This is a genomic window from Limnohabitans sp., assembly GCF_036804465.1.
In the GTDB taxonomy this organism is placed as follows: Bacteria; Pseudomonadota; Gammaproteobacteria; order Burkholderiales; family Burkholderiaceae_C; genus Limnohabitans.
Genome location: NZ_DAIRSK010000029.1, coordinates 1 through 21,550 on the forward strand (window position 1 = coordinate 1; position 21,550 = coordinate 21,550).

General features: G+C 57.3%; 22 protein-coding genes. 13 read left to right on the plus strand and 9 right to left on the minus strand.

Annotated elements, in window-relative coordinates; genetic code table 11:
* The first annotated feature begins 585 nt into the window (after positions 1-585).
* Positions 586-807, plus strand: a complete 222-nt coding sequence (locus V7Q41_RS12850) for a hypothetical protein (protein WP_333846335.1) — start codon at positions 586-588, stop codon at positions 805-807.
* Between the two features lie 10 nt (positions 808-817).
* Entirely contained in the window at positions 818-1,660 is an 843-nt protein-coding gene (locus V7Q41_RS12855; RefSeq protein WP_333846336.1) for a hypothetical protein, read from the plus strand.
* A gap of 39 nt (positions 1,661-1,699) precedes the next feature.
* Here the strand turns inward: V7Q41_RS12855 and V7Q41_RS12860 are convergent, their stop codons facing one another.
* On the minus strand, positions 1,700-2,500 hold the full coding sequence (locus tag V7Q41_RS12860) for an exodeoxyribonuclease III (RefSeq protein WP_333846337.1): 801 nt from the start codon (positions 2,498-2,500) through the stop codon (positions 1,700-1,702).
* 11 nt (positions 2,501-2,511) lie between these two features.
* On the opposite strand from V7Q41_RS12860, the gene pyrE reads away from it, so the two are divergent.
* The gene (gene pyrE / locus V7Q41_RS12865; protein ID WP_333846338.1) at positions 2,512-3,210 is read left to right on the plus strand and encodes an orotate phosphoribosyltransferase; all 699 of its coding nucleotides are present in this window, start codon (positions 2,512-2,514) and stop codon (positions 3,208-3,210) included.
* On the opposite strand, the gene gatB is transcribed toward pyrE, so the two are convergent.
* The 3 genes from gatB to gatC are packed head-to-tail and all read right to left on the minus strand — an operon-like array spanning position 3,207 to position 6,499.
* On the minus strand, positions 3,207-4,676 hold the full coding sequence (gatB, locus tag V7Q41_RS12870) for an Asp-tRNA(Asn)/Glu-tRNA(Gln) amidotransferase subunit GatB (protein ID WP_333846339.1): 1,470 nt from the start codon (positions 4,674-4,676) through the stop codon (positions 3,207-3,209). The genes pyrE and gatB overlap by 4 nt on opposite strands.
* Before the next feature lies 1 nt (position 4,677).
* On the minus strand, positions 4,678-6,183 hold the full coding sequence (gene gatA, locus V7Q41_RS12875; protein WP_333846341.1) for an Asp-tRNA(Asn)/Glu-tRNA(Gln) amidotransferase subunit GatA: 1,506 nt from the start codon (positions 6,181-6,183) through the stop codon (positions 4,678-4,680).
* Positions 6,184-6,193: 10 nt separating this feature from the next.
* The gene (gene gatC, locus V7Q41_RS12880; RefSeq protein ID WP_333846342.1) at positions 6,194-6,499 is read right to left on the minus strand and encodes an Asp-tRNA(Asn)/Glu-tRNA(Gln) amidotransferase subunit GatC; all 306 of its coding nucleotides are present in this window, start codon (positions 6,497-6,499) and stop codon (positions 6,194-6,196) included.
* A 90-nt stretch (positions 6,500-6,589) separates the two neighbouring features.
* On the opposite strand from gatC, the gene V7Q41_RS12885 reads away from it, so the two are divergent.
* Genes V7Q41_RS12885 through mrdA form a run of 4 tightly spaced genes read left to right on the plus strand, consistent with a single transcriptional unit; the run spans position 6,590 to position 11,166 of the window.
* Positions 6,590-7,633 (plus strand): rod shape-determining protein, encoded by a 1,044-nt coding sequence (locus V7Q41_RS12885; protein WP_333846343.1) that lies wholly within the window; start codon positions 6,590-6,592, stop codon positions 7,631-7,633.
* 4 nt (positions 7,634-7,637) lie between these two features.
* The gene (mreC, locus tag V7Q41_RS12890) at positions 7,638-8,558 is read left to right on the plus strand and encodes a rod shape-determining protein MreC (RefSeq protein WP_333846344.1); all 921 of its coding nucleotides are present in this window, start codon (positions 7,638-7,640) and stop codon (positions 8,556-8,558) included.
* Positions 8,555-9,085, plus strand: coding sequence for a rod shape-determining protein MreD (gene mreD / locus V7Q41_RS12895; RefSeq protein WP_333846345.1), 531 nt, complete (start codon positions 8,555-8,557; stop codon positions 9,083-9,085). Before mreC ends, mreD begins: the two co-directional genes overlap by 4 nt.
* Positions 9,082-11,166: a penicillin-binding protein 2 gene (gene mrdA, locus V7Q41_RS12900; RefSeq protein ID WP_333846347.1), complete on the plus strand. Its 2,085-nt coding sequence runs from the start codon at positions 9,082-9,084 to the stop codon at positions 11,164-11,166. The genes mreD and mrdA overlap by 4 nt, the downstream gene beginning before the upstream one ends.
* Positions 11,167-11,172: 6 nt before the next feature.
* On the opposite strand, the gene V7Q41_RS12905 is transcribed toward mrdA, so the two are convergent.
* The 3 genes from V7Q41_RS12905 to V7Q41_RS12915 all read right to left on the minus strand — a co-directional run bounded on the left by V7Q41_RS12905 (position 11,173) and on the right by V7Q41_RS12915 (position 15,603).
* Entirely contained in the window at positions 11,173-11,931 is a 759-nt protein-coding gene (locus V7Q41_RS12905; RefSeq protein WP_333846348.1) for a sulfite exporter TauE/SafE family protein, read from the minus strand.
* Between the two features lie 223 nt (positions 11,932-12,154).
* Positions 12,155-13,876 carry a GMC family oxidoreductase gene (locus V7Q41_RS12910; RefSeq protein ID WP_333846349.1) on the minus strand — a complete coding sequence of 574 codons (1,722 nt, stop codon included), beginning with the start codon at positions 13,874-13,876 and terminating at the stop codon, positions 12,155-12,157.
* Positions 13,877-14,079: 203 nt separating this feature from the next.
* Positions 14,080-15,603, minus strand: coding sequence for a CoA-acylating methylmalonate-semialdehyde dehydrogenase (locus V7Q41_RS12915; protein WP_333846350.1), 1,524 nt, complete (start codon positions 15,601-15,603; stop codon positions 14,080-14,082).
* A 106-nt stretch (positions 15,604-15,709) separates the two neighbouring features.
* On the opposite strand from V7Q41_RS12915, the gene V7Q41_RS12920 reads away from it, so the two are divergent.
* On the plus strand, positions 15,710-16,672 hold the full coding sequence (locus tag V7Q41_RS12920; protein ID WP_333846351.1) for a LysR family transcriptional regulator: 963 nt from the start codon (positions 15,710-15,712) through the stop codon (positions 16,670-16,672).
* Between the two features lie 14 nt (positions 16,673-16,686).
* Here V7Q41_RS12920 and V7Q41_RS12925 read toward each other — a convergent pair whose 3' ends face one another.
* Both V7Q41_RS12925 and hemB read right to left on the minus strand, forming a co-directional pair.
* Positions 16,687-17,433 carry an SDR family oxidoreductase gene (locus tag V7Q41_RS12925; protein ID WP_333846352.1) on the minus strand — a complete coding sequence of 249 codons (747 nt, stop codon included), beginning with the start codon at positions 17,431-17,433 and terminating at the stop codon, positions 16,687-16,689.
* 107 nt (positions 17,434-17,540) lie between these two features.
* Positions 17,541-18,551: a porphobilinogen synthase gene (gene hemB / locus V7Q41_RS12930; RefSeq protein WP_333846353.1), complete on the minus strand. Its 1,011-nt coding sequence runs from the start codon at positions 18,549-18,551 to the stop codon at positions 17,541-17,543.
* Positions 18,552-18,661: 110 nt separating this feature from the next.
* On the opposite strand from hemB, the gene V7Q41_RS12935 reads away from it, so the two are divergent.
* From V7Q41_RS12935 to V7Q41_RS12955, 5 genes are all read left to right on the plus strand, one after another.
* Positions 18,662-19,090, plus strand: a complete 429-nt coding sequence (locus V7Q41_RS12935) for a CopD family protein (RefSeq protein WP_333846355.1) — start codon at positions 18,662-18,664, stop codon at positions 19,088-19,090.
* A gap of 16 nt (positions 19,091-19,106) precedes the next feature.
* Positions 19,107-20,204, plus strand: a complete 1,098-nt coding sequence (locus V7Q41_RS12940) for a VanZ family protein (protein ID WP_333846357.1) — start codon at positions 19,107-19,109, stop codon at positions 20,202-20,204.
* A 9-nt stretch (positions 20,205-20,213) separates the two neighbouring features.
* Positions 20,214-20,549 carry a (2Fe-2S) ferredoxin domain-containing protein gene (locus V7Q41_RS12945; RefSeq protein ID WP_333846358.1) on the plus strand — a complete coding sequence of 112 codons (336 nt, stop codon included), beginning with the start codon at positions 20,214-20,216 and terminating at the stop codon, positions 20,547-20,549.
* Between the two features lie 7 nt (positions 20,550-20,556).
* Entirely contained in the window at positions 20,557-21,180 is a 624-nt protein-coding gene (locus V7Q41_RS12950; RefSeq protein ID WP_333846359.1) for an alpha/beta hydrolase, read from the plus strand.
* 116 nt (positions 21,181-21,296) lie between these two features.
* The coding region (locus tag V7Q41_RS12955; RefSeq protein ID WP_333846360.1) for a serine hydrolase at positions 21,297-21,550 on the plus strand (254 nt) is incomplete at its 3' end.

A 21,550-nucleotide genomic window follows, 5' to 3' on the forward strand; every position in this document is an offset into this window, starting at 1 on the left:
TGATAAATTACAAAACTGTCGGGAACGATTAAACCTTCGTAGTAATTCAAGCCAGCACGTCAGCTCACTTTTAAGCTCAGGCCATCGATTTGAAGGATGGTCCTATGAAGCTCATTTCACAATGCCTGCTTGCCTTTTTCATGTGCATGCCCCTACTTAGCTTGGGAAACACTGCGCAGTGTGCAAACATCAAAGACAACGACAAGCGCTACTTGTGCACCGCCGTTGGCTTGAAAAATTTGGCCGTATGCAATGAAATATCCACACAAGATGGTGCTTTCCATTGCAAGGCCATGACGATGGGGAGCTCGGGCTATTGTGAAAAAGTAAATTTAGGCAACCGAGCCCAATGCCTCCTTGACTTGCGGAACCAACAGCGCAAGAGCATGTGGGGCGTTTCTTGACATTACAAAGTCGTCATTTGACATGACAGACCTCTAATACTTGACAAGGATCAAGCACCAAAGCCTTACCTTGAAACTAATTTAATTAGGTTTCAAGATGAAGTTAAGTCATATATTTGTGGGTACCTGCCTTTTCGCAACATCCTTGGTTGGTTTTTGCCAATCGGTGAACGATTGCGAATTGAAAAAAAATAAAGATGAGCAGTACCTTTGCACGGCCACCAGCATGGTGAATGTGGTGGTGTGCGACCAAATTTCGACCAACGATGGCCGCCATCACTGCCGAGCCATGGTCCAGCGCAATTCACATGGGTGTGACGGCATCACAAGCCCTGTTAAGCGACAATCCTGTTTGATGGCCGTGCGCGACAAGCAACGCGCCGCCAATTGGGCTATTCGTTAAAGGCTTGTCAATGAATGATCTTGTAGTGAAGTATGGCGGCACTGCTGGCCTGAAAAAAATCATAGAAACCTTCTACCAAAAAGTGTGCAACGAGCGCGGTTTGATGCATTACTTCTTCTCGGTGCCCTTGGTGCAAATCATGGCGGATCAATTGACGTATCCGCACTTCATCATGCGCAAGCCAGACATTGATTACCGCAACGGACCCAAGCAAACGGGCGTGAAAGAAATACGCATTGCTCTGCACATCTTTGAAGACGTCGTCAAGATGCTGCACATCGTGCTTGCCGGTGCCAAAGTGCATCGCAATGACGCGCCACGCATGGCGACGCACATCATTGAGTTGATCGAAGAAACCAGAAGCAGAATGGCCGATACCAAAAAGGCGTTTTACACACCAGCTGAGATGAGCAGGGATACCTTGCTGACGTTCTACCGCGCCCAAACCATCGAAACAAAGCTGGATGAGGCGACGGGGGAAATCCGCACCTTGGCGATGCAAGGCCTGGCTTATCCAATGAGCACCTTGTTCAATGAACGCGAGGCAACCATCCAGCTCATTGCCCGCGCACAGGCCCTTGAGTCGGTCGAAGTCGATGACGTTCAGCCCATCGTGATGGCCGCCTCAACCAAGGTAGTGCCCATCCATTTCTCAACTTATGCCGATGAAACTGGACGCGCCATCTTTGAGGGGAGATACCAAGTCTCTACCAAGTTCGGGGTGCCTAAACGCTTGCTGCAACTCGTGACCAATAACTTCACTTGGCGCTTTGAGGAAGCCTTTAAGGTAGACGAACAAAAGCTCCTCATCAATGTCGTTGCGCCGGTGAAGAACGGCCCGTTGTACGACTGATTTAATATTTTCTTTAGCTTAGCCCCTATCAAGATTTCCTCAACTTAGGTTGATCAAGCCCTCATACGTGATGGTGACGGGGGCGTGGTCTGAAAACTTCTCGTCTTTGTAAATCCAGTCGCTTCGTGCTTTGTTGGCTACCGCTGGCGTAGCCAAGTGGTAGTCCAAACGCCAGCCCACGTTGTTGGCATAGGCTTGGCCACGGTTGCTCCACCAGGTGTAGCAAGCGTCAGTGGTGTTGGGTTGCAGCTGGCGGTACACATCCACCACGCCGCCATCGGTGGTGAGCTGGGTCATCCACGCACGCTCTTCGGGCAAAAAGCCGCTGTTCTTTTTGTTGCCCTTCCAGTTTTTCAAGTCCGCTTCGTTGTGCGCGATGTTGATGTCGCCGCACAGCACAAATTCGCGCTGCTGTTTCAAGGCGTTGAGGTGCGGGTACATGGCAGCTAAGAAACGAAACTTGGCGTCTTGACGTTCAGGGCCCGACGAGCCGCTGGGAAAGTAGCTGCTGATGATGGACAGCTTTTGGGTGGGTGTGTCAAAGCGCAGCTCGATGTAGCGGCCTTCGGCATCAAACTCGCCGCCGTCAAAACCCACCATCACATCACTGGGCTCGTGCTTGGTGTAGATGCCCACGCCTGAGTAGCCTTTTTTTTCGGCAAAGTGAAAGTGGCCTTTGAGACCTGCCAAGGTGTCGAATGTGCCAGCGATGTCTGGCGCTTGGGCTTTGATTTCCTGCACGCAAATACAATCAGGGCTGGCTTTTTCGAGCCAAGCTTCCACGCCCTTGCGGGTGGCTGAACGAATACCGTTGAGGTTGAGGCTGGTTAGTTTGAACAAGGATATTCCCCATGAGTCAGAGTGCGGTTGCCAACGATGCGTTGGCACAAGAGTTTGTGCAATTTTCGCTGGATTGTGGCGTGCTGAAATTTGGGGAGTTCAAAACCAAAGCGGGCCGCATGAGCCCTTACTTTTTCAATGCGGGTTTGTTTGACGATGGTGCGAAGTTGGGCAAGCTGGCTGGCTTTTATGCACAGCGTTTGGTGCAAAGCGGCATTGAATTCGACATGATCTTTGGCCCCGCCTACAAAGGCATTCCATTGGGCGCAGCTGTGTCGATCGAGTTGGCGCGTTTGGGCAAAAACGTGCCTTTTGCCTACAACCGCAAAGAGGCCAAAGACCACGGCGAAGGTGGCAGCTTGGTGGGCGCGCCCCTCAAAGGCCGCGTGTTGATCGTGGACGATGTGATGAGTGCGGGCACTGCGGCACGCGAATCCATCGCCCTTATCCAAGCTGCTGGCGCCACGCCGCATGCGGTAGCGATTGCGCTAGACCGCCAAGAAATGGCCACCGAAAACCAAGCCGATGGCACCACCCAAGATGTGCCTTACAGCGCGGTGCAATACGTGCGCGAACAAGTGGGCTTGCAGGTGTGTGCGATTGCTGAGCTCAGCGATTTGCTGACCTACTTGAATGCGCAAGATGGCCATGCCATGGGTGAGCACTTGGCACGCACGCAGGCGTATCGCGCGCGCTACGGTGTGAACTAACGCAACTTTTTCATCAACAGTTCGTTGACTTGCGCAGGGTTGGCTTTGCCCTTGCTGGCCTTCATGATGGGGCCGACCAAGCCGTTCAGCGCCTTGGCATTGCCAGCCTTGAACTCTTGCACGTTTTTGGGGTTGGCGGCCAGCACGTCGTCGATGATCTTTTCTAGTTCGCCCGTGTCGTTCATCTGCTTGAGGCCTTTGGCCTCGATGATGGCGTCGACATCGCCACCTTCTGACCACAACGCATCAAACACCTGACGCGCGGCGTTGTTGCTGATGGTGTTGTCGCTGATGCGGCCGATCAGAGCCGCCAGGTGGGCGGCGCTCACTGGCGCTTGCTCGATGGCAATTTCGCTTGCGTTCAGGCGGCGCGACACTTCGCCCATGATCCAGTTGCTGGCCAGTTTGGCTTGGCCGCTGGCTTTGGCCGTAGTTTCAAAGTAAGCGGCCACCGCCTTGCTTTGGGTGAGTTGTGTGGCGTCGTATTCGGGCAGGGCATAGTCGCGCACAAAGCGCTCGGCCATCACGCGGGGCAGCTCGGCCATTTCGCTCTTGACGCGCGCCACCCAGTCGCGGCCAATCACCAAAGGTGGCAGGTCTGGGTCGGGGAAATAGCGGTAGTCGGCGGCGTCTTCTTTGGTGCGCATGGCGCGCGTTTCACCCGTGTCGGTATCGAACAGCACGGTGGCTTGCTGGATGGCATGGCCGTCTTCGATCTGGTCGATTTGCCAGCGCACTTCATAGTCGATGGCTTGCTGCATGAACTTGAAGCTGTTGAGGTTCTTGATTTCGCGGCGCGTGCCCAGGGGCTGCCCAGGTTTGCGCACCGACACATTGGCGTCGCAACGGAAACTGCCCTCTTGCATGTTGCCGTCGCAAATGCCGATCCAGGTCACGATCTTGTGCAGCTCTTTGGCGTAGGCCACGGCCTCTTCGCTGCTGCGCATGTCGGGCTGCGTGACGATTTCGAGCAGGGGTGTGCCAGCGCGGTTCAGGTCGATGCCGCTTTGTCCGCCGCCACCCAGTGCTGAATCCTCATGCAAGGATTTGCCTGCGTCTTCCTCAAGGTGGGCGCGCTCTAGGCGCACAGTTTTATGCACGGTCTCTTGGCCCATTTCCAAGAAGAACGACACCTCACCGCCTTGCACCACCGGAATTTCAAACTGGCTGATTTGGTAGCCCTTGGGCAGGTCGGGATAGAAGTAGTTTTTGCGCGCAAAAATGCTGCGCTCAGCGATGTGTGCGTTGACGGCCAAGCCGAACTCGATGGCGCGCTCAACAGCGCACATGTTCATCACGGGCAGCGTGCCGGGCAGGGCCATGTCCACCGCGCAGGCTTGCGTGTTGGGCTCGGCACCAAACGCGACCGAGGCGCGGCTGAAAATTTTGCTTTTTGTCGCGAGTTGGGCGTGTGTTTCAAAGCCGATGACGACTTCGTAGCCTTGGACTAATTTGGGTGCAGTCATTTCAGATGCCCTCCGGTTGTTGGAGGTGATGGTCAGTGGCTAATTGGTATTGGTGTGCAACATTGAGCAAACGTGCTTCTTGCAAATAGTTGCCAATCAGTTGCAAGCCCACAGGCAGATGGTCGGCACCAAAACCCACAGGCACGCTCATGCCGGGCAAGCCCGCCAGTGACGCAGGCAAGGTGAAGATGTCGGCCAAGTAGTCGGCAAGACTGGCCTCTTTTTGGTCGCTGGCGCTGCGGCCAAGCTTCCACGCGACGGTGGGGGCGACGGGGCCGGCAATCACATCACACGTGGCAAAAGCGTGTTGAAAGTCGTCTGCAATCATGCGGCGAATTTTTTGGGCTTGCAGGTAGTAGGCGTCGTAGTAGCCGTGGCTGAGCACATAGGCGCCCGTCATGATGCGGCGTTTGACCTCTTCGCCAAAGCCCTCAGCGCGGGTCTTTTTGTACATGCTGACCAAGTCGGTGTAATCCTTGGCGCGGTGGCCAAACTTCACGCCATCAAAGCGGCTCAGGTTTGAGCTGGCTTCGGCCGGCGCAATGATGTAGTACACCGCAATGGCCAGCTCGGTGCGCGGCAGCGTGATGGGCACGAGCTTGGCGCCTTGGGCCTCCAAGGTTTTGAGCGCGGCGTCAATCGCCGTGCGTACATCCGTGGCAAGGCCGTCGCCAAAAAACTCTTGGGGAATGCCGATGCGCAGGCCAGCCAAACTGTCGCCGAGCTTGGCAGAGAAGTTCTCGCCAGGCACGTCGAGTGAAGTTGAATCACGGTCCAAGTCTGAGCCGCACATGGCAGACAGCAACAACGCGCAGTCCTCTGCTGTGCGGGCCATGGGGCCCGCTTGGTCGAGGCTGGAGGCGTAGGCAATCATGCCGTAACGAGAAGCGCGGCCATAGGTAGGCTTGATGCCCGTGATGCCGCAAAAGCTGGCGGGTTGGCGAATCGAGCCGCCGGTGTCGGTGCCCGTCGCAGCAGGAGCCAAACGCGCAGCCACAGCGGCAGCGCTGCCGCCCGACGAGCCGCCAGGCACACGCGAGGTGTCCCAAGGGTTGGTTACTGCGCCGTAGGCGGAGTTTTCGTTGGCAGAGCCCATGGCGAACTCGTCGCAGTTGACCTTACCCAGCGTCACCATCCCAGCGCCGCCTAGGCCGTCCACGCCTGAGCCGAGCTTTTGCACCACGGTGGCGTCAAATGGTGAGCGGTAGCCGCTCAAAATTTTGGAGCCTGCAGTGGTGGCGAAATCGCGGGTAACGAAGACGTCTTTGTGCGCAATCGGCACGCCCTCTAGCGCACCAGCGGTGCCAGCAGCAATGCGGGCGTCGCTGGCTTGGGCTTGGGCCAGTGTGACTTCGCTGTCGATATCCAAATACGCGTTGTGTGGGTTGCCGCCGGTGCGCGCCAAAAAGGCGGTGGCCACTTCGACGGCGCTGACTTGTTTGGTCTTGAGCGCTTGGGCCAGTTGGGCCACGGTCATGTTGTGCAATTGGGTCAAAGATGGGGTCATGGTGGCGGCCTTACTCAATCACTTTGGGAACCAAGAACAAGCCCCGCTCGACGGCGGGGGCGCTGCGTTGGTTCAGGTCGCGCTGGTTGGGCTCACTGGCCACGTCGGGGCGCAGGCGCAGCTCGATGTGCGCGCCTTGCATGGCGTCCAAGGGGTGGGCCATGGGCAACACACCCGTGGTGTCGACGGCGCGGATTTGCTCCACGATGCCAAAGAAGTCATTGATTTTGTGAAGCATGCGCGCCTGCTCTTCAGGCTGGAGCGCTAGCCGGGCCAGGTTGGCAATGCGGCTGATGTCTTGGTCGTTCAGGGACATACATAGATGTGGAAAACCCCGCGGTTTACGGGCGATGCGGTATTATCTCGCCTTTGTGTACGCGCCCGCGGGCAAGCTTTGAGGACAGACATGTTTGGATCTTTTCGTCGGTATTTCTCTACCGATTTGGCGATTGACTTGGGTACCGCCAACACCCTGATTTATGTGCGTGACAAAGGCATCGTGTTGGACGAGCCCTCCGTCGTTTCAATTCGCCACGAAGGCGGGCCTCAGGGCAAGAAAACCATTCAAGCCGTGGGTCGTGAAGCCAAGGCCATGTTGGGTAAAGTGCCCGGCAACATCGAAGCCATTCGCCCCATGAAAGACGGCGTGATTGCCGACTTCACCGTGACCGAGCAAATGCTCAAACAGTTCATCAAAATGGTGCACCCGCGCTCGGTGTTTAGGCCTAGCCCGCGCATCATCATTTGCGTGCCTTGCGGCTCGACCCAAGTCGAACGCCGCGCCATTCGCGAGTCCGCTTTGGGGGCAGGCGCATCAGAGGTGTACCTGATTGAAGAGCCTATGGCCGCCGCCATCGGTTCAGGCTTGCCTGTGTCCGAAGCGTCAGGCTCGATGGTGGTTGACATCGGTGGCGGCACCACCGAGGTGGGCGTCATCTCTTTGGGCGGCATGGTCTACAAAGGCAGCGTGCGCGTCGGTGGCGACAAATTTGACGAAGCCATCATCAACTACATCCGTCGCAACTACGGCATGTTGATTGGCGAGCCCACGGCTGAAGCCATCAAGAAACAAATTGGTTCTGCATTCCCCGGCTCTGAAGTCAAGGAGATGGAGGTCAAGGGCCGCAATCTGTCTGAAGGTGTGCCACGCTCATTCACGATTTCGTCCAACGAAATTTTGGAAGCCTTGACAGACCCCCTCAACAACATCGTCTCTGCCGTGAAAAACGCGCTGGAGCAAACACCGCCAGAGTTGGGTGCAGACATTGCCGAGCGCGGCATGATGCTCACCGGTGGTGGCGCCTTGTTGCGTGACCTGGACCGCCTGCTGGCTGAAGAAACGGGCTTGCCGGTGTTGGTGGCCGAAGACCCGCTCACCTGCGTGGTGCGTGGCTGCGGTTTGGCCCTAGAGCGCATGGAGCGTTTGGGCTCCATCTTTACAAGCGAATAACTCAGTGCCACTGGGCACCCTAGACCGCTCCCCCCCGGCCTTCTTTAAGCAAGGCCCGTCTGCCGTCTCCAAATTACTTTTCTTCAGTGCCTTGTCTGTGCTGCTGATGGTGGCGGATGCGCGTTTTGGTGTGACCCAGCCTTTGCGAGCCGCCTTGTCGGTGGCGCTTTATCCAGTGCAATGGTTGGCCATGCGCCCGCAAGTATTGGCTGAGTATTCGGGCGACTACATGCAAGCCCGAGATGTGGCTCAAGCCTCTGAGCGGGAGGCGCGTGAACAGCTGTTGGTTCAAGCCCGTCGCTCGGGTCAAGTGGAGCAGTTGGCACTCGAGAACAAACAGCTGCGTGAACTGTTGAGTCTAAGCAAGCGGCTCGAGTCCAAAGGGATGACCGCCGAGGTGCTCTATGACGCCGCCGACCCCTACACCCGCAAACTCATCATCAACAAAGGCATGTTGGCTGGCATCAAAGCCAGCTCACCGGTGATGGATGAGCACGGTATTTTGGGTCAAGTGACCCATGTGTTGCCCTTGGTGAGTGAGGTGACGTTGGTGACTGACCGCGAACATTCGATCCCCGTGCTCAACACGCGTACCGGTGCACGTGGCGTCGCGTATGGCGAAGCGGGCGGAGCGCCACTGCTGGAGCTGCGCTTCATGGCGACCAATGCGGACATTGAGGTGGGCGATATTTTGTCGACCAGCGGGGTGGATGGCATTTACCCACCGGGTGTGTTGGTGGGCAAGGTGACCAAGGTGGAGCGGCGCGCCGAAACTGTGTTTGCGCGCATTTTGTGCGAGCCTGTAGGCCGTGTGCAAGGGGCTCGCCACGTGATGGTGCTCGAGCCTTTGACGGACCAATTGCCAGCGCGTCCTCACATTGAAAAGCAAACGCCAGTCACCGTACAAAAAGGGGTCCGCCGATGATCATGCCGCGCGGTCAACAGTTGCTGTTGCCAGCCAACCCTTTGTTTGTCTTGTTGACCTTGATTGCGGCGCTGTTTGCCAATATGGTGGTCAACATCAGCTTGGTGGGCAACGCGTCTTGGATGCCTGACTTCTTGGCACTGGTGTTGGCGTTTTGGTGCGTGCATCAGCCGCGATTGGTGGGCATTGGCGTGGCTTTCTTTTTTGGGGTTGCCACTGATGTGCATCAAGCCTCCCTGTTGGGGCAGCACGCGATGAGTTACACCGCTTTGGGATTCATGGGCATCATGGTGCACCGCCGCTTGTTGTGGTTCACAGTGCCTTCGCAGGCCATGCAGGTGTTGCCGCTGTTTGCGGTAGCGCACGCTTTGGAGCTGACCATGCGCATGATGTCGGGCGCTTTGTTTCCTGGGTGGATGATTTTCTTGCCGCCGTTGTTAGAGGCCCTTTTGTGGCCCGTGGTGAGCGTGCTGCTGTTGGCGCCGCAGCGCCGTGCACCCAGCCCTGATGTGAACCGACCCCTATGAGCGTGATTCGCGACATTGAGTCCGACTTGCGGCGCTTTCGCTCGCGTTTGTTGGTGGTCACAGTCGCGGTGTTGATGTTGTTTGGCCTGTTGGCCGCGCGTTTGTTTTACTTGCAAGTGGTGCGCTACCAAGAGTTCAATGCGCAAGCCGAGAGCAACCGCACGGCGATTGTGCCTATCGTGCCCAACCGCGGCGTCATCATGGACCGCAACGGCATTGTGCTGGCCACCAACTATTCGGCCTACACACTTGAAATTACCGCATCCAAAGTGGTGCTTCCGCTTGAAGAAGTGATTGAACAATTGTCGGGTGTGATTGAGATTCAGGCGCGTGACAAACGCCGCTTTAAAAAACAATTGAGCGAATCAAAGAGCTTTGAATCGGTGCCTATCCGTAACCGTTTGACTGACGAAGAGGTGGCTCGTTTTGCGGCCCAGCGCTATCGTTTTCCGGGTGTTGAGATTCGTGCGCGCTTGTTTCGCAACTATCCCTACGGTCAGACGGCTAGTCATGTGATTGGCTACATTGGCCGTATCAACCCTTCTGAAAAGGGCAAGATTGAAGAGTCGGATGATGCGGGAAATTACCGTGGCACCGAGTACATCGGCAAACTTGGCGTCGAGCAAAGCTACGAACAACAGCTGCACGGGACAACTGGCGTGCAAAAGATGGAAACTTCTGCGGGTGGCCGCGCAGTGCGTCGCCTCAACAGCAGTCAAGCAATTCCCGGCAACAGCGTGGTGTTGTCGATCGACATCAAGTTGCAAAAACTGGTCGAAGACCTCTACGGCAAGCGACGCGGTGCATTGGTGGCGCTAGATCCTAAAACGGGTGAGATATTGGCATTTGTGAGCAAGCCCACGTTCGATCCCAACTTGTTTGTCGACGGCATTGACTCTGAAAACTGGGCCGCATTGAACGAGTCCTTAGACAAGCCCTTGCTCAACCGCGCCTTGCGGGGAACTTATCCGCCAGGCTCCACTTACAAGCCCTTCATGGCATTGGCTGCATTGGAAACCGGCAAGCGCACAGAAAAAGCCTTTATCTCAGATCCGGGGTATTTCATGTTTGGTAACCACCGCTTTCGGGATGACAAAGAAGGCGGGCACGGCACGGTGGACATGCACAAATCCATCGTTGAATCGTGCGATACCTACTATTACTTGCTGGCACGTGACATGGGCGTGGACATGATGCACGACCAAATGAAGCCCTTGGGTTTTGGACAAATCACGGGCATCGACATTTTGGGTGAGTCGCGCGGTGTGCTGCCATCGACCGAGTGGAAGCGCACGACCTACAAGAAACCCGAGCAACAGCGGTGGTACTCAGGCGAGACGATTTCGCTTGGGATTGGCCAGGGTTACAACAGTTTCACCATGTTGCAAGTTGCTCACGCCATGGGCACATTGGCCAACAACGGCTTGAAGATGAAGCCGCATTTGGTGCGTGAGGTGGTAGATGTGGAGACCAAGGTTGCCACGCCTGTCGCCAAAGAGCCAGTGGGGCAGCTCATATTCTTGCCAGAGAATTTAGAGATTATCAAAAAGGCGATGGTGGGTGTGAACATCGAAGGCACGTCTGCCACCAGTTTTGCTGGCGCGCAATATGTGAGCGCAGGCAAGACTGGAACGGCGCAGGTGTTCACGGTGAAGCAAAACGAAAAGTATAACGCGGCCACCATTGATGAACGCTTGCGTGACCATGCTTTGTTTGTCGCTTTCGCACCCGCTGACGACCCCAAAGTGGCCTTGGCCATGGTGGTAGAAAATGCTGGCTTTGGCGCACAAAATGCAGCGCCGATTGCTCGCCGAGTGTTTGATTTTGTCATCATGGGCCAATATCCCTCGCAAGAAGACATTGAGGCGGTGCAAAAGGGCCAAGCCACCCGACCCATTGGCAAGTCACGGGCTGTGGCCAGTGTGCCTTGGCCGCCTAAGGCGGCAGAGCTGGCGGTGGAAGAGCCTGTCGTGGCTGCATCGGCTGCTGAAAAAGCTGCTGCTGCGGCGGCGGCCGCCAAGCCAGCGTCTGCCTCCAGCGCTGGTGTAGCGAAAAAACCTGCGGCAAGCGCAGCGCGTTAAATCGCTTTAACGTAAAAACGCGTCGTAGCTGGTTTTGCAAATCAGCGCGCTCACGACCGCGATGAACATGCCGCGCACAAAGCCTGCGCCATGTTGCAAGGCCATGCGGGTGCCCAACAAGCTACCCGCCACGTTGGCCATGGCCAGAGGCAAAGCCATGTGCCACCAAACATGGCCTTTGTAGGTGAACAGCACCAGTGCTGCTAGGTTGCTGGAAATGTTGAGCAGTTTGGCTGCCACCGAGGCGTTGAGGAAGTCATAGCCCAGCCAACGTACCAACAAAAACACAAAAAAGCTGCCCGTGCCTGGGCCAAAGAAACCGTCATAAAAGCCAATGATCAAACCGATGGTGCTGGTGGCCAGCAATTCCCTGCGGCCATGAAAACGTGGGGCATGGTGGCGACCCATGTCTTTGCGCATCAAGGTGTAGGCAAGCACCGCGACCAAAACAACAGGGAGTAAGCGACGTAAAAACTCAGGTGATACCAAGGTAACGAGCCAAGCCCCGGCAAACGATGCTGCCATGGTGACGCTCGCAGCCGGTAGCAAGGCCGCCCAGCGCACATCGATGCGGCGGCTGTATTGCCAAGTGGCAAAGGCCGTGCCCCAGACCGATGCGCTTTTGTTGGTGCCAAACAAGGTGGCAGGCGAGGCGTTGGGATAAGCGGCAAACAGGGCGGGCAGCAAAATCAATCCGCCACCGCCCACGATCGAGTCCACAAAGCCAGCCAAAGCAGATGCAATGGTGGTGAAGAAAATTTCCATGCGTGGATTGTGGTGTGTAAAGCGCAGCGCTCAAAAAGCAAAAGGCACCGGGGTGACCGGTGCCTTTTTATGGGTGACGCTCCCTTAAGAAACGCCTGTTATGTATGTCTCCTCAGACCCTCGTCATAGGGCGTAAACGCCTTATCGAGTGATGTAAATGTAAGTGCAACTTTGGCCCATCATGCCTAGGAAATTCCCTTGGGGATTTACCCTAGCGCCTGATTCAGATGCGGGCTGCTTCGTGCGCCAGCCACTGGGCAGCCTTTTCAGCCAACATCAAAGTGGGGCTGTTGGTGTTGCCGCTCGTGATGGTGGGCATCACACTGGCGTCTACCACGCGCAGGCCGCGCACCAAGCCGCCACGCCCATCGCGCACACGCAATTCGGGGTCGACCACAGCCAAGGGGTCGTCGAGTCGACCCATGCGCGCTGTGCCCACGGGGTGAAAGATGGTGGTGGCAATGTCGCCCGCCAAACGGGCTAACTCTTCGTCGCTTTGGTATTGAACGCCTGGCTTGTATTCCTCGGGCTGGTACTTGGCCAATGCGGGTTGGGCCGCGATGCGCCGTGTCACGCGCAGAGAATCAGCGGCCACTTTGCGGTCTGCTTCGGTGCTCAGGTAGTTGGGGGCAATCTGGGGCGCATCTGCAAAGTCGGCGCTGGTGATGTTGACCGTGCCTCGGCTGCTGGGGTTGAGGTTGCACACGCTTGCCGTCAAGGCATTGAAGGTGTGCAAGGGTTCACCAAATGCATCAAGACTGAGTGGTTGCACGTGGTACTCGATGTTGGGGTAGGGCTGGTCAGGGCTGCTGCGGGTGAACGCGCCCAACTGGGACGGTGCCATGCTCATGGGGCCGCTGCGATGCAGGGCGTATTCCAATCCAATTTTGGCTTTGCCCCACCAGCTGCTGGCCAAGGTGTTGAGCGTGTCCACGCCTTGCACTTTAAAGACGGAGCGAATTTGCAAATGGTCTTGCAGGTTAGCACCCACGCCGGGCAAGTCGATGATGGGTTCAATGCCGAATTGTTTGAGTAATGGTGCGGGGCCCAAGCCCGAGAGCTGCAAAATTTGTGGCGTGCCAATGGCGCCCGCGCAGAGCACCACCGATTGTTTGGCTGTGACGGTGATGTGCTCAAGCCCTGTCCAAACCTCTGCGCCCGTGCAGCGTTGCGAACCATCGGTGTCGGTGCTCATCAGCAGTTTTGACACTTGTGCGCTAGACCACAGCTCAAAGTTAGGACGGGCGTAGCAAGTCGGGCGGATGAAGGCTTTGGCGGTGTTCCAGCGCCAACCACTTTTTTGGTTGACCTCAAAGTAGCCCACGCCTTCGTTGTTGCCACGGTTGAAGTCGTCGGTGGCGGGAATGCCGGCCTGCACCGCGGCTTGGGCGAAGGCATCGAGCACGTCCCAACGCAGACGTTGTTTCTCGACCCGCCATTCGCCGCCAGCAATGTGGTGACGCAGCGTTTCACCATACACCGTGGTGTCTGCGAGCAGCACTTCGCTTTTGCTGCCTTTGGCACCGTGCGAAGCATTGGCACCGGCGTGGTGGTCTTCGTGGAGTTTGAAGTAAGGCAGCGCGTTGTCCCAGCGCCAGCGGTCGTCACCCGTGATGTTGGCCCATTGGTCATAGTCACGCGCTTGGCCGCGCATGTAGATCATGCCGTTGATGCTGGAGCAGCCGCCCAATACTTTGCCACGCGGGTAGCGCAAACTGCGACCGTTCAGACCCGCATCGGGTGCGGTGTGAAAGAGCCAGTCGGTGCGTGGATTGCCGATGCAGTGCAAGTAGCCGACGGGAATGTGAATCCAGTGGTAATCATCTTTGCGGCCTGCTTCAATGAGCAGCACGCGTTTGCTGGCGTTGGCGCTTAGCCGGTTGGCCAGCAGACAGCCGGCTGTGCCTGCGCCGACGATGATGTAGTCAAACTGGGTATCACTCATGCAGATGTCTCAACTCTTGGTTGTTGTGTGCATGGATGGTAGCTTGCTTGTGCGTGTGTGCGTTACAGCGCCCTTGCGTGTGCAGCGCTAGATTGGGGCGGCATGTTGCCGCGACATTCGGATGCGCAGCAGACGAGGAGCAAAACATGCTGCCCCAAGCTGCCGATGCACATGCAACCGCGCCAGCCCCAAAGAGGAACAAGTTACTTCGATGTCGGCATGACGAACTCAGCGCCTTTGCCAATGCTCTCAGGCCAACGCTGCATGACGCTCTTTTGCTTGGTGTAGAACCGCACGCCCTCTTCGCCATAGGCGTGCATATCACCGAACAAACTCTTCTTCCAACCGCCAAAGCCGTGCCAAGCCATCGGCACCGGGATGGGCACGTTGATGCCGACCATGCCGACTTGGATGCGACGTGCAAATTCGCGTGCCACATGGCCGTCGCGGGTGAAGCAGCTCACGCCGTTGCCAAATTCGTGGGCGTTGATCAGGTCTACCGCTTGTGCGAAGTCAGCCACACGCATGCAGCTGAGCACGGGGCCGAAGATTTCTTCTTTGTAGATGCGCATGTCGGGGGTGACGTTGTCAAACAGCGTGCCGCCCATCCAAAAGCCGCCGGATGTGTCGGTGCCACAGTCTTTCCCAGCGCTGGCGTTATCAAAGTGGCGACCATCGACCAAGAGTTGTGCGCCTTCTTTGACGCCTTGCTCGATATAGCCTGTGATGCGCTTGTGCGCCACATCGGTCACGATAGGGCCCATTTCGGCAGCGAGGTTTTCGCCATTGAGAACTTTGAGGGCTTTGGTGCGCTCAATCAATTTGGGCATGAGGCGCTCGGCCACATTGCCCACCAACACAGCAACGCTGATGGCCATGCAGCGCTCGCCGGCCGAGCCGTAGGCGGCGCCAATCAGGGCGTCCACCGCTTGGTCAATGTCCGCATCGGGCATGACCACCATGTGATTTTTAGCACCCCCCAAGGCTTGTACGCGTTTGCCGTGATGGGCACCCGTCTCATAGATGTAGTTGGCAATGGGGGTGGAGCCCACAAAGCTCACGGCTTTCACATCGGGGTGCACCAACAAGGCGTCGACTGCTTCTTTGTCGCCTTGCACCACATTGAAAACGCCGTCTGGCAAGCCTGCCTGCTTGAGCAATTCCGCCATGAAGAGCGAGGGTGTGGGGTCGATCGGGCTGGGCTTGAGCACAAACGTGTTGCCAGCGGCAATGGCCACGGGGAACATCCAAGCGGGCACCATGACGGGGAAGTTAAATGGGGTGATGCCTGCCACCACACCCAAGGGCTGGCGCATGGTCCAGTTGTCGATGCCGGTGGAGACTTGCTCGGTGTAGTCGCCTTTGAGCAACTGAGGAATGCCCGTGGCGAACTCGATGATGTCGATGCCGCGGCTCACTTCGCCTTGTGCGTCGGTGAATACCTTGCCGTGCTCGGCAGTGATCATGTGCGCCAGCTTGTCTTTGTTGGCGTTCATCAACTCCAAAAACTTAAACATCACGCGGGCGCGGCGCAAGGGCGGGGTGTCGGCCCAAGCGGGGAAAGCTTTTTGGGCGGCGGCGACCGCTGCATTCACATCGGCCACATTGGCCAAGCTGACGTGGCCAGTGACAGCGCCTGTGGCGGGGTTGTAGACAGGTTGTGTGCGTGTGCTGCTGCCTTGGGCATGGCTGGCGCCGATGTGATGCGCGATGATGTTTTGTGTCATGAAGTGTCTCGTTTGGTGTGAAAGATGACGCAGTGTAGGCAGGTGAGCGCCTTGCAACAAGTGTGAAAATTTGAATTAATTGTTCAAAATAGTGAACAATAAAGCCATGAACGACCAAAAAATCAACGCGCTCTGGCACCACTTGCATTGGCTCAGTGTGCTGGCTCAACAAGGCAGCTTCACGGCAGCGGCGGCTCGCCTAGGGGTAAGCAAGGCGGCCATGAGCCAACGAATTGCCGAGCTCGAGCGCGCAGCACGTGTGCCCTTGGTGCAGCGCACCACCCGCAGCGTGCGGTTGACCGAGGCGGGCCAGCGGTTGGTGGACGACACGCGTGCTTCTTTTGAGCAGATTGAACAGAGCTTTGCCCAAGTCCGCGATTTGGCTGGTGTGCCCCGAGGCTTGCTGCGAGTGACCGCGCCAGTGGCATTTGCAAGGCAACAACTGGCACCGCGCTTGGCCGACTTTCTAAGCCAGTACCCAGACGTGCGCTTGGAGCTGGACATGTCCGATCGCCTCAGCAGTTTGGCCACCGAGGGCTTTGACTTGGCTATCCGCCACACGGCTCGTCCACCCGACACGCATGTGGCGTGGACCTTGTGCAGCACGCATTCGGTGTTGGTAGCCAGCAAAGACTATTTGCGCCGCGCCGGCACGCCGCAATCACCGGCAGATTTGCAGGGCCACAACTGCCTGCATTACTTGCGAGCTCAAGACACCCCGACTTGGACGCTCGTGAGCATGGCGACGGGTGCCAAAGACACATCAAAAGCGAATGCGAATGACGGCCGCATCACCGTGCCTGTGACGGGGCAGTTGGCAGCCAACAACAGCGAGGCCTTGCGTGAGGCCGCATTGACGCACTTGGGCATTGCTTTGTTGCCTGATTTCAGTGCACAAGCACCCCTCCAACAAGGGGCGCTGGTGCAGGTCTTGCCAGGTTGGCGGCCCGTGGGGGCCTTTGCCGAACACATCTTTGCAATTCGCCCTTATTCACCCCATGTGCCACGCGCGGTGAGCGTGTTGGTGAATTACTTGCGCAAGGCAATGGCAGCAGGGTTTGCGGCTTGAGCTGGGTCTGGGCTTTAGCGCCCGCCAGAAATATCCATCAAGCTCATGGTGGTGTAGCTCGATGCATCGCTGAGCAGCCACACGATGGCTTGCGCCACTTCCTCTGCGGTGCCAGCGCGTTGCATGGGAATCAGATGCGCCAAGTCACGGGCGCGGTTGGGCAGGCCGCCTGAGGCGTGGATCTCGGTGTCGATCAAGCCAGGGCGAACAGCGTTGACGCGAATGCCTTCAGCCGCCACTTCTTTGGCCAAGCCAATGGTGAAGGCATCGATGGCGCCTTTGGCGGTGGCGTAGTCAACGTACTGGCCCGCGCCGCCAAGCCGCGTGGCGGCACTCGACAGGTTCACAATACTGCCGCCAGTGCCGCCGTGCAAGGTGCTCATGCGGCGAACGGCTTCGCGCGCACAAGCCATGGAGCCCAAGATGTTGATGCGCATCATGCGCTCCCAACGGTCCCAGCTTTGTGCGTCGACTTTGGCGGTCATGTCCACCACGCCTGCGCTGTTGACGAGCCCCGAGATGCGGCCCAATTTGTCATCCACTTCGGCAAACATGCGCATGATTTGCGCCTCGTCCCCTACATCAGCCTGCACAGCAAAAGCTTTGCCGCCTGCGTTTTGAATGCGTGTCACCACGCGGTCGGCAGCTTGTGCGTTGCTGGCGTAATTGACAGCGACGGCCCAGCCTTGTTGTGCTGCCAAAATGGCAGTGGCTGCGCCAATGCCGCGGCTTGCGCCGGTGATTAAGAGTACGGGGTTCAAGTCAGTCTCCTTCGTGTCGTGATTGTTGAGCTAGCCTGACACGATACATCGCAAGTTTGTCGAGGCGAGTAACTTGGCTGACATCCCCCAAAACCTGGGCCAAGCGCTCAGGTCAAGCGGTGTATTTTTTGGGCGGCGTCGATGGCGAAGTAAGTCAGCACACCGTCTGCGCCAGCCCGCTTGAAGGCAAGCAAGCTCTCCATCATCACCGCATCGTGGTCGAGCCAGCCGTTTTGGGCGGCGGCTTTGAGCATGGCGTACTCGCCGCTGACTTGGTAGGCAAAGGTGGGGACCTGGAACTCGTCTTTCACGCGGCGCACCACGTCGAGGTAGGGCATACCGGGTTTGACCATCACCATGTCGGCGCCTTCGGCAATGTCGAGCGCCACTTCGCGCAAAGCTTCGTCGGTGTTGCCTGGGTCCATTTGATAAGACTTTTTGTCACTTTTGCCTAAGTTGCCTGCAGAACCTACGGCGTCGCGGAAGGGGCCGTAAAAGGCACTGGCGTATTTGGCGCTGTAAGCCATGATGCGTGTGTGGATGTGTCCACGCGTTTCCAGTGCTTGGCGAATCGCACCAATCCTGCCATCCATCATGTCGCTGGGCGCCACGATGTCCACGCCAGCATCCGCTTGCGTCATCGCTTGCTTGACCAACATGCGAGTGGTTTCGTCGTTGAGGATGTAGCCTGTGTGGTCCAGCAAACCGTCTTGGCCATGGCTGGTGAAGGGGTCAAGCGCGACATCCGTCATCACGCCCAGTTCTGGGAAACGTTGTTTCAGCTCGCGCACGACGTGGGGGACCAAGCCGTCTGGGTTGGTGGCCTCTACGCCATCGGGAGTTTTGAGATGGCTGCTGATCACGGGAAACAGCGCCATGACAGGAATCCCCAGCGTCACGCATTGTTCGGCCACAGGCAGCAGCAAGTCGAGGCTGAGGCGCTCAACCCCAGGCATGGATGCCACGGCTTCGCGGCGCTTTTCGCCTTCGAGTACGAAGACGGGGTAAATCAAATCGTTCACGCTCAGGGCGTGTTCGCGCACCAAGCGGCGGGTGAAGTCGTCACGACGCAAACGGCGAGGGCGGTTGGCGGGGAAGGGGGCGAATGGGTGTTGCATGTGCGAAATTGTGCCTGTTTGCGGCTGTCGCTGAAGAGCCCGAGGGCGTGTTGGCCCCTTGAAGGCCCACCTTGAGTCGGGTTTTTTTTGAGCGCGGCTAAACTGTACCTATGCTGCTTATCAAATCCTTTCACCTCATCTTCGTCGCTAGCTGGTTTGCGGGCTTGTTTTATTTGCCGCGCATTTTTGTAAATCTGGCCCAAGTCGAGCCAGGCTCTTCTGCTGAAGAGGCTCGGTTGCTGCTGATGGCGCGCAAGCTGATGCGCTTCACCACGCTGCTGATGTTGCCTGCGCTGGTCTTGGGTTTGGTGCTGTGGTTGTACTACGGCATTGGCATGGGGCCAGGCAACGGATGGATGCACGCCAAGTTGACGGTGGTGCTGCTGGCTTTGGGCTACCACCATCTGTGTGGTCGTTTGTTGCGCAAGTTTGAAGCGCACAACAACACCCATGGCCATGTTTGGTACCGCTGGTTCAACGAGGCTCCTGTGGTGCTTTTCTCCATTGCCGTGATTTTGGTGATCGTCAAGCCTTTCTAACCCCAGGTTTCGGCCCATGCGCAAAACCTCCGCTTGGCCCTTGTCGCAAATATGTGTGGCTTTGATCGTCTACGCGAGTCTGTATCCGTTTGACCAGTGGCGCGACCAAGGCATTTGGACCTGGTCGTTTTTGACAGCCCCTTGGCCCAAGTACTGGTTGGGTTTCGATGTGGCGGCCAATGTGTTGGGCTACGCCCCTTTGGGCTTCTTTCTGACGTTGAGCGCCATGCGCATGGGCTGGCAAACCCGTGAGGTGCTGGTTGCCACGGCGGCGGCGGCCTGCTTGTCGTTGGCCATGGAGGGCTTGCAGAGTTATTTGCCTGCGCGTGTGCCGTCATTTCCAGACTTTTTGCTCAACACCTCCGGCGCTTTTCTGGGCGCTGTATTGGCCAACTCGTTAGAGCATTTGGGTTTGCTTCGCCGCTGGAGTCAGTTCAGAGCGCGTTGGTTTGTGCGCGATGCTTATATGGCTTTGGTGTTGATGGCGGTCTGGCCAGTTGCCTTGTTGTTTCCCGTGGCCGTGCCTTTGGGTTTGGGTCAGGTCTGGGAGCGGGTGGAAGACGCGCTCACCAGCGCCTTTGAGGCCACGCCGTTTGAAGACTGGATTCCCCTGCGCGCCTTTGAGCTTGAGCCTTTGCTGCCCGGGGCTGAGTTGCTGTGCGTGATGCTTGGCCTGTTGGTGCCGTGCTTGTTAGGTTTTGGGGTGATTCGCCAAGTTGGGCAGCGGCTTGTTTATCTTGTGGTCGTGCTGACGATGGCCTTGGGTGTGAGTGCTTTGTCAGCAGCGCTCAGCTATGGCCCTGTGCATGCGTGGGTCTGGCTGGATTTGCCGGTGATATTGGGCTTGGTGTTTGGCTGCGTGGCGGCCCTGGTTTTTTTACCTTTGTCTGCGCGTACCGCGTGGGCCTTTTTGTTGCTGGCCGTGTTGGTGCAACAAAGTGTGCTGAATCAGTCGCCCGAAAGTGCGTATTTTGCGCAAACCTTGCAAACGTGGGAGCAGGGTCGCTTCATTCGCTTTCACGGCCTCGTGCAATGGCTGGGCTGGCTGTGGCCTTATGCTGTGTTGATACTGGCGCTGGTGCATTTGTCGCGCGAACGAAATTCACAAAACTAAAATTGAGCCATGACACCCACTCCTTACTACAAACACCATATTTTTTTCTGCCTGAATCAGCGCGAAAACGGACAAGACTGTTGCGCCAACTTGGGCGCACAAGCATCCTTTGATCACTGCAAAGCCCAAGTCAAAGCCGCTGGCTTAGCGGGTGTTGGGGGTGTGCGCGTGAACAAGGCGGGTTGCTTAGACCGCTGTGCAGGGGGCCCCGTGGCAGTCGTCTATCCGCAAGGTGTTTGGTACACGGTGATGGACAACCATGATGTGGACGAAATTGTGCAAAGTCATTTGAAAAATGGCCAGGTGGTCGAGCGCTTGGTGCTGCCCGCTGACGTGGGGCGTTGAAGCGCGCATGAATTCACAAACTCAAAAAATCACGCTGCAAGGCGAAGCGGGCGCCATCGAGGCCTTGCGCGACGAGCCGCTGGTCGAATCACGCGGCGTAGCCATTGTGGCCCACCCGCACCCGCTGTTTGGTGGCACGATGGACAACAAGGTGGTCCAAACAGTGGCGCGAGCTTTTGTGCAATGCGGCTGGACGGTGGTGCGCTTTAACTTCCGCGGCGTGGGCGCATCTGGCGGCGTGCACGATGAGGGCGTAGGCGAAGCGCGCGACTTTTTGAGCGTGGTGGCGCAAGTGGCGCCATTGGGATCGTTGGCGATAGCTGGTTTTTCGTTTGGCTCTGTGGTGGCCAGTCATGCCTTGGCCGAGCTGCAGTCCAAGCGTGCGATAGATAAGGTTGTCTTTGTGGGCACCGCTGCGCACCGCTTTTCTGTGGCCGCTGTTGCGCCAGAGTTGCACGACAAAACCTTGGTGGTGCACGGCGAGCAAGACGACACGGTGCCTCTGAGCTCGGTCATGGACTGGGCTCGCCCGCAAAGCCTGCCTGTGACGGTGGTGCCAGGTGGTGGGCATTTCTTTCATGGACAATTGCCGCTCCTTAAGAATTTAGTGGTGCGCCATTTGTTGAGCTAAACCTTTGCGTGGCGCAAAGGGCGCTTGCATTCTCGGCATCACCACTTTTTTCAATACCATTTCACTTGAAGATCGCCATGTCACGTTTTCTACGCACCACTGTCATCGGTTTTTTGATGGGCTTGATCGGCGCGTTTCAGGTCCAGGCACAAGTTCCGCAGCCACCTGAGATTGCGGCGCGCGCCTATTTGCTGCTGGATCTGACGGCTCAGCAAACGCTGGCTGAATTGGATGCAGACAAGCCCATTGAGCCTGCTTCCTTGACCAAATTGATGACGGCCTATCTTGTGTTTGATGCCCTGAAGTCTAAAAAAATCAGCTTGCAACAAACCTTAGCCGTGAGCGAGCGCGCATGGAAGATGCCAGGCTC

Bases quoted from the DNA above. Each gene is read 5' to 3' on its own strand.
- gatC (WP_333846342.1), bottom strand. From the start codon at position 6,499: ATGTCCCTGAACGACCAAGACATCAGCCGCATTGCCAACCTGGCCCGG.
- V7Q41_RS12910 (WP_333846349.1), bottom strand. From the start codon at position 13,876: ATGAGTGATACCCAGTTTGACTACATCATCGTCGGCGCAGGCACAGCC.
- V7Q41_RS12950 (WP_333846359.1), top strand. From the start codon at position 20,557: ATGAATTCACAAACTCAAAAAATCACGCTGCAAGGCGAAGCGGGCGCC.
- gatA (WP_333846341.1), bottom strand. From the start codon at position 6,183: ATGACCCCATCTTTGACCCAATTGCACAACATGACCGTGGCCCAACTG.
- V7Q41_RS12885 (WP_333846343.1), top strand. From the start codon at position 6,590: ATGTTTGGATCTTTTCGTCGGTATTTCTCTACCGATTTGGCGATTGAC.
- mreD (WP_333846345.1), top strand. From the start codon at position 8,555: ATGATCATGCCGCGCGGTCAACAGTTGCTGTTGCCAGCCAACCCTTTG.
- V7Q41_RS12855 (WP_333846336.1), top strand. From the start codon at position 818: ATGAATGATCTTGTAGTGAAGTATGGCGGCACTGCTGGCCTGAAAAAA.
- V7Q41_RS12945 (WP_333846358.1), top strand. From the start codon at position 20,214: ATGACACCCACTCCTTACTACAAACACCATATTTTTTTCTGCCTGAAT.
- V7Q41_RS12935 (WP_333846355.1), top strand. From the start codon at position 18,662: ATGCTGCTTATCAAATCCTTTCACCTCATCTTCGTCGCTAGCTGGTTT.
- V7Q41_RS12920 (WP_333846351.1), top strand. From the start codon at position 15,710: ATGAACGACCAAAAAATCAACGCGCTCTGGCACCACTTGCATTGGCTC.
- V7Q41_RS12915 (WP_333846350.1), bottom strand. From the start codon at position 15,603: ATGACACAAAACATCATCGCGCATCACATCGGCGCCAGCCATGCCCAA.
- pyrE (WP_333846338.1), top strand. From the start codon at position 2,512: ATGAGTCAGAGTGCGGTTGCCAACGATGCGTTGGCACAAGAGTTTGTG.
- V7Q41_RS12905 (WP_333846348.1), bottom strand. From the start codon at position 11,931: ATGGAAATTTTCTTCACCACCATTGCATCTGCTTTGGCTGGCTTTGTG.
- hemB (WP_333846353.1), bottom strand. From the start codon at position 18,551: ATGCAACACCCATTCGCCCCCTTCCCCGCCAACCGCCCTCGCCGTTTG.
- mrdA (WP_333846347.1), top strand. From the start codon at position 9,082: ATGAGCGTGATTCGCGACATTGAGTCCGACTTGCGGCGCTTTCGCTCG.
- gatB (WP_333846339.1), bottom strand. From the start codon at position 4,676: ATGACTGCACCCAAATTAGTCCAAGGCTACGAAGTCGTCATCGGCTTT.
- V7Q41_RS12940 (WP_333846357.1), top strand. From the start codon at position 19,107: ATGCGCAAAACCTCCGCTTGGCCCTTGTCGCAAATATGTGTGGCTTTG.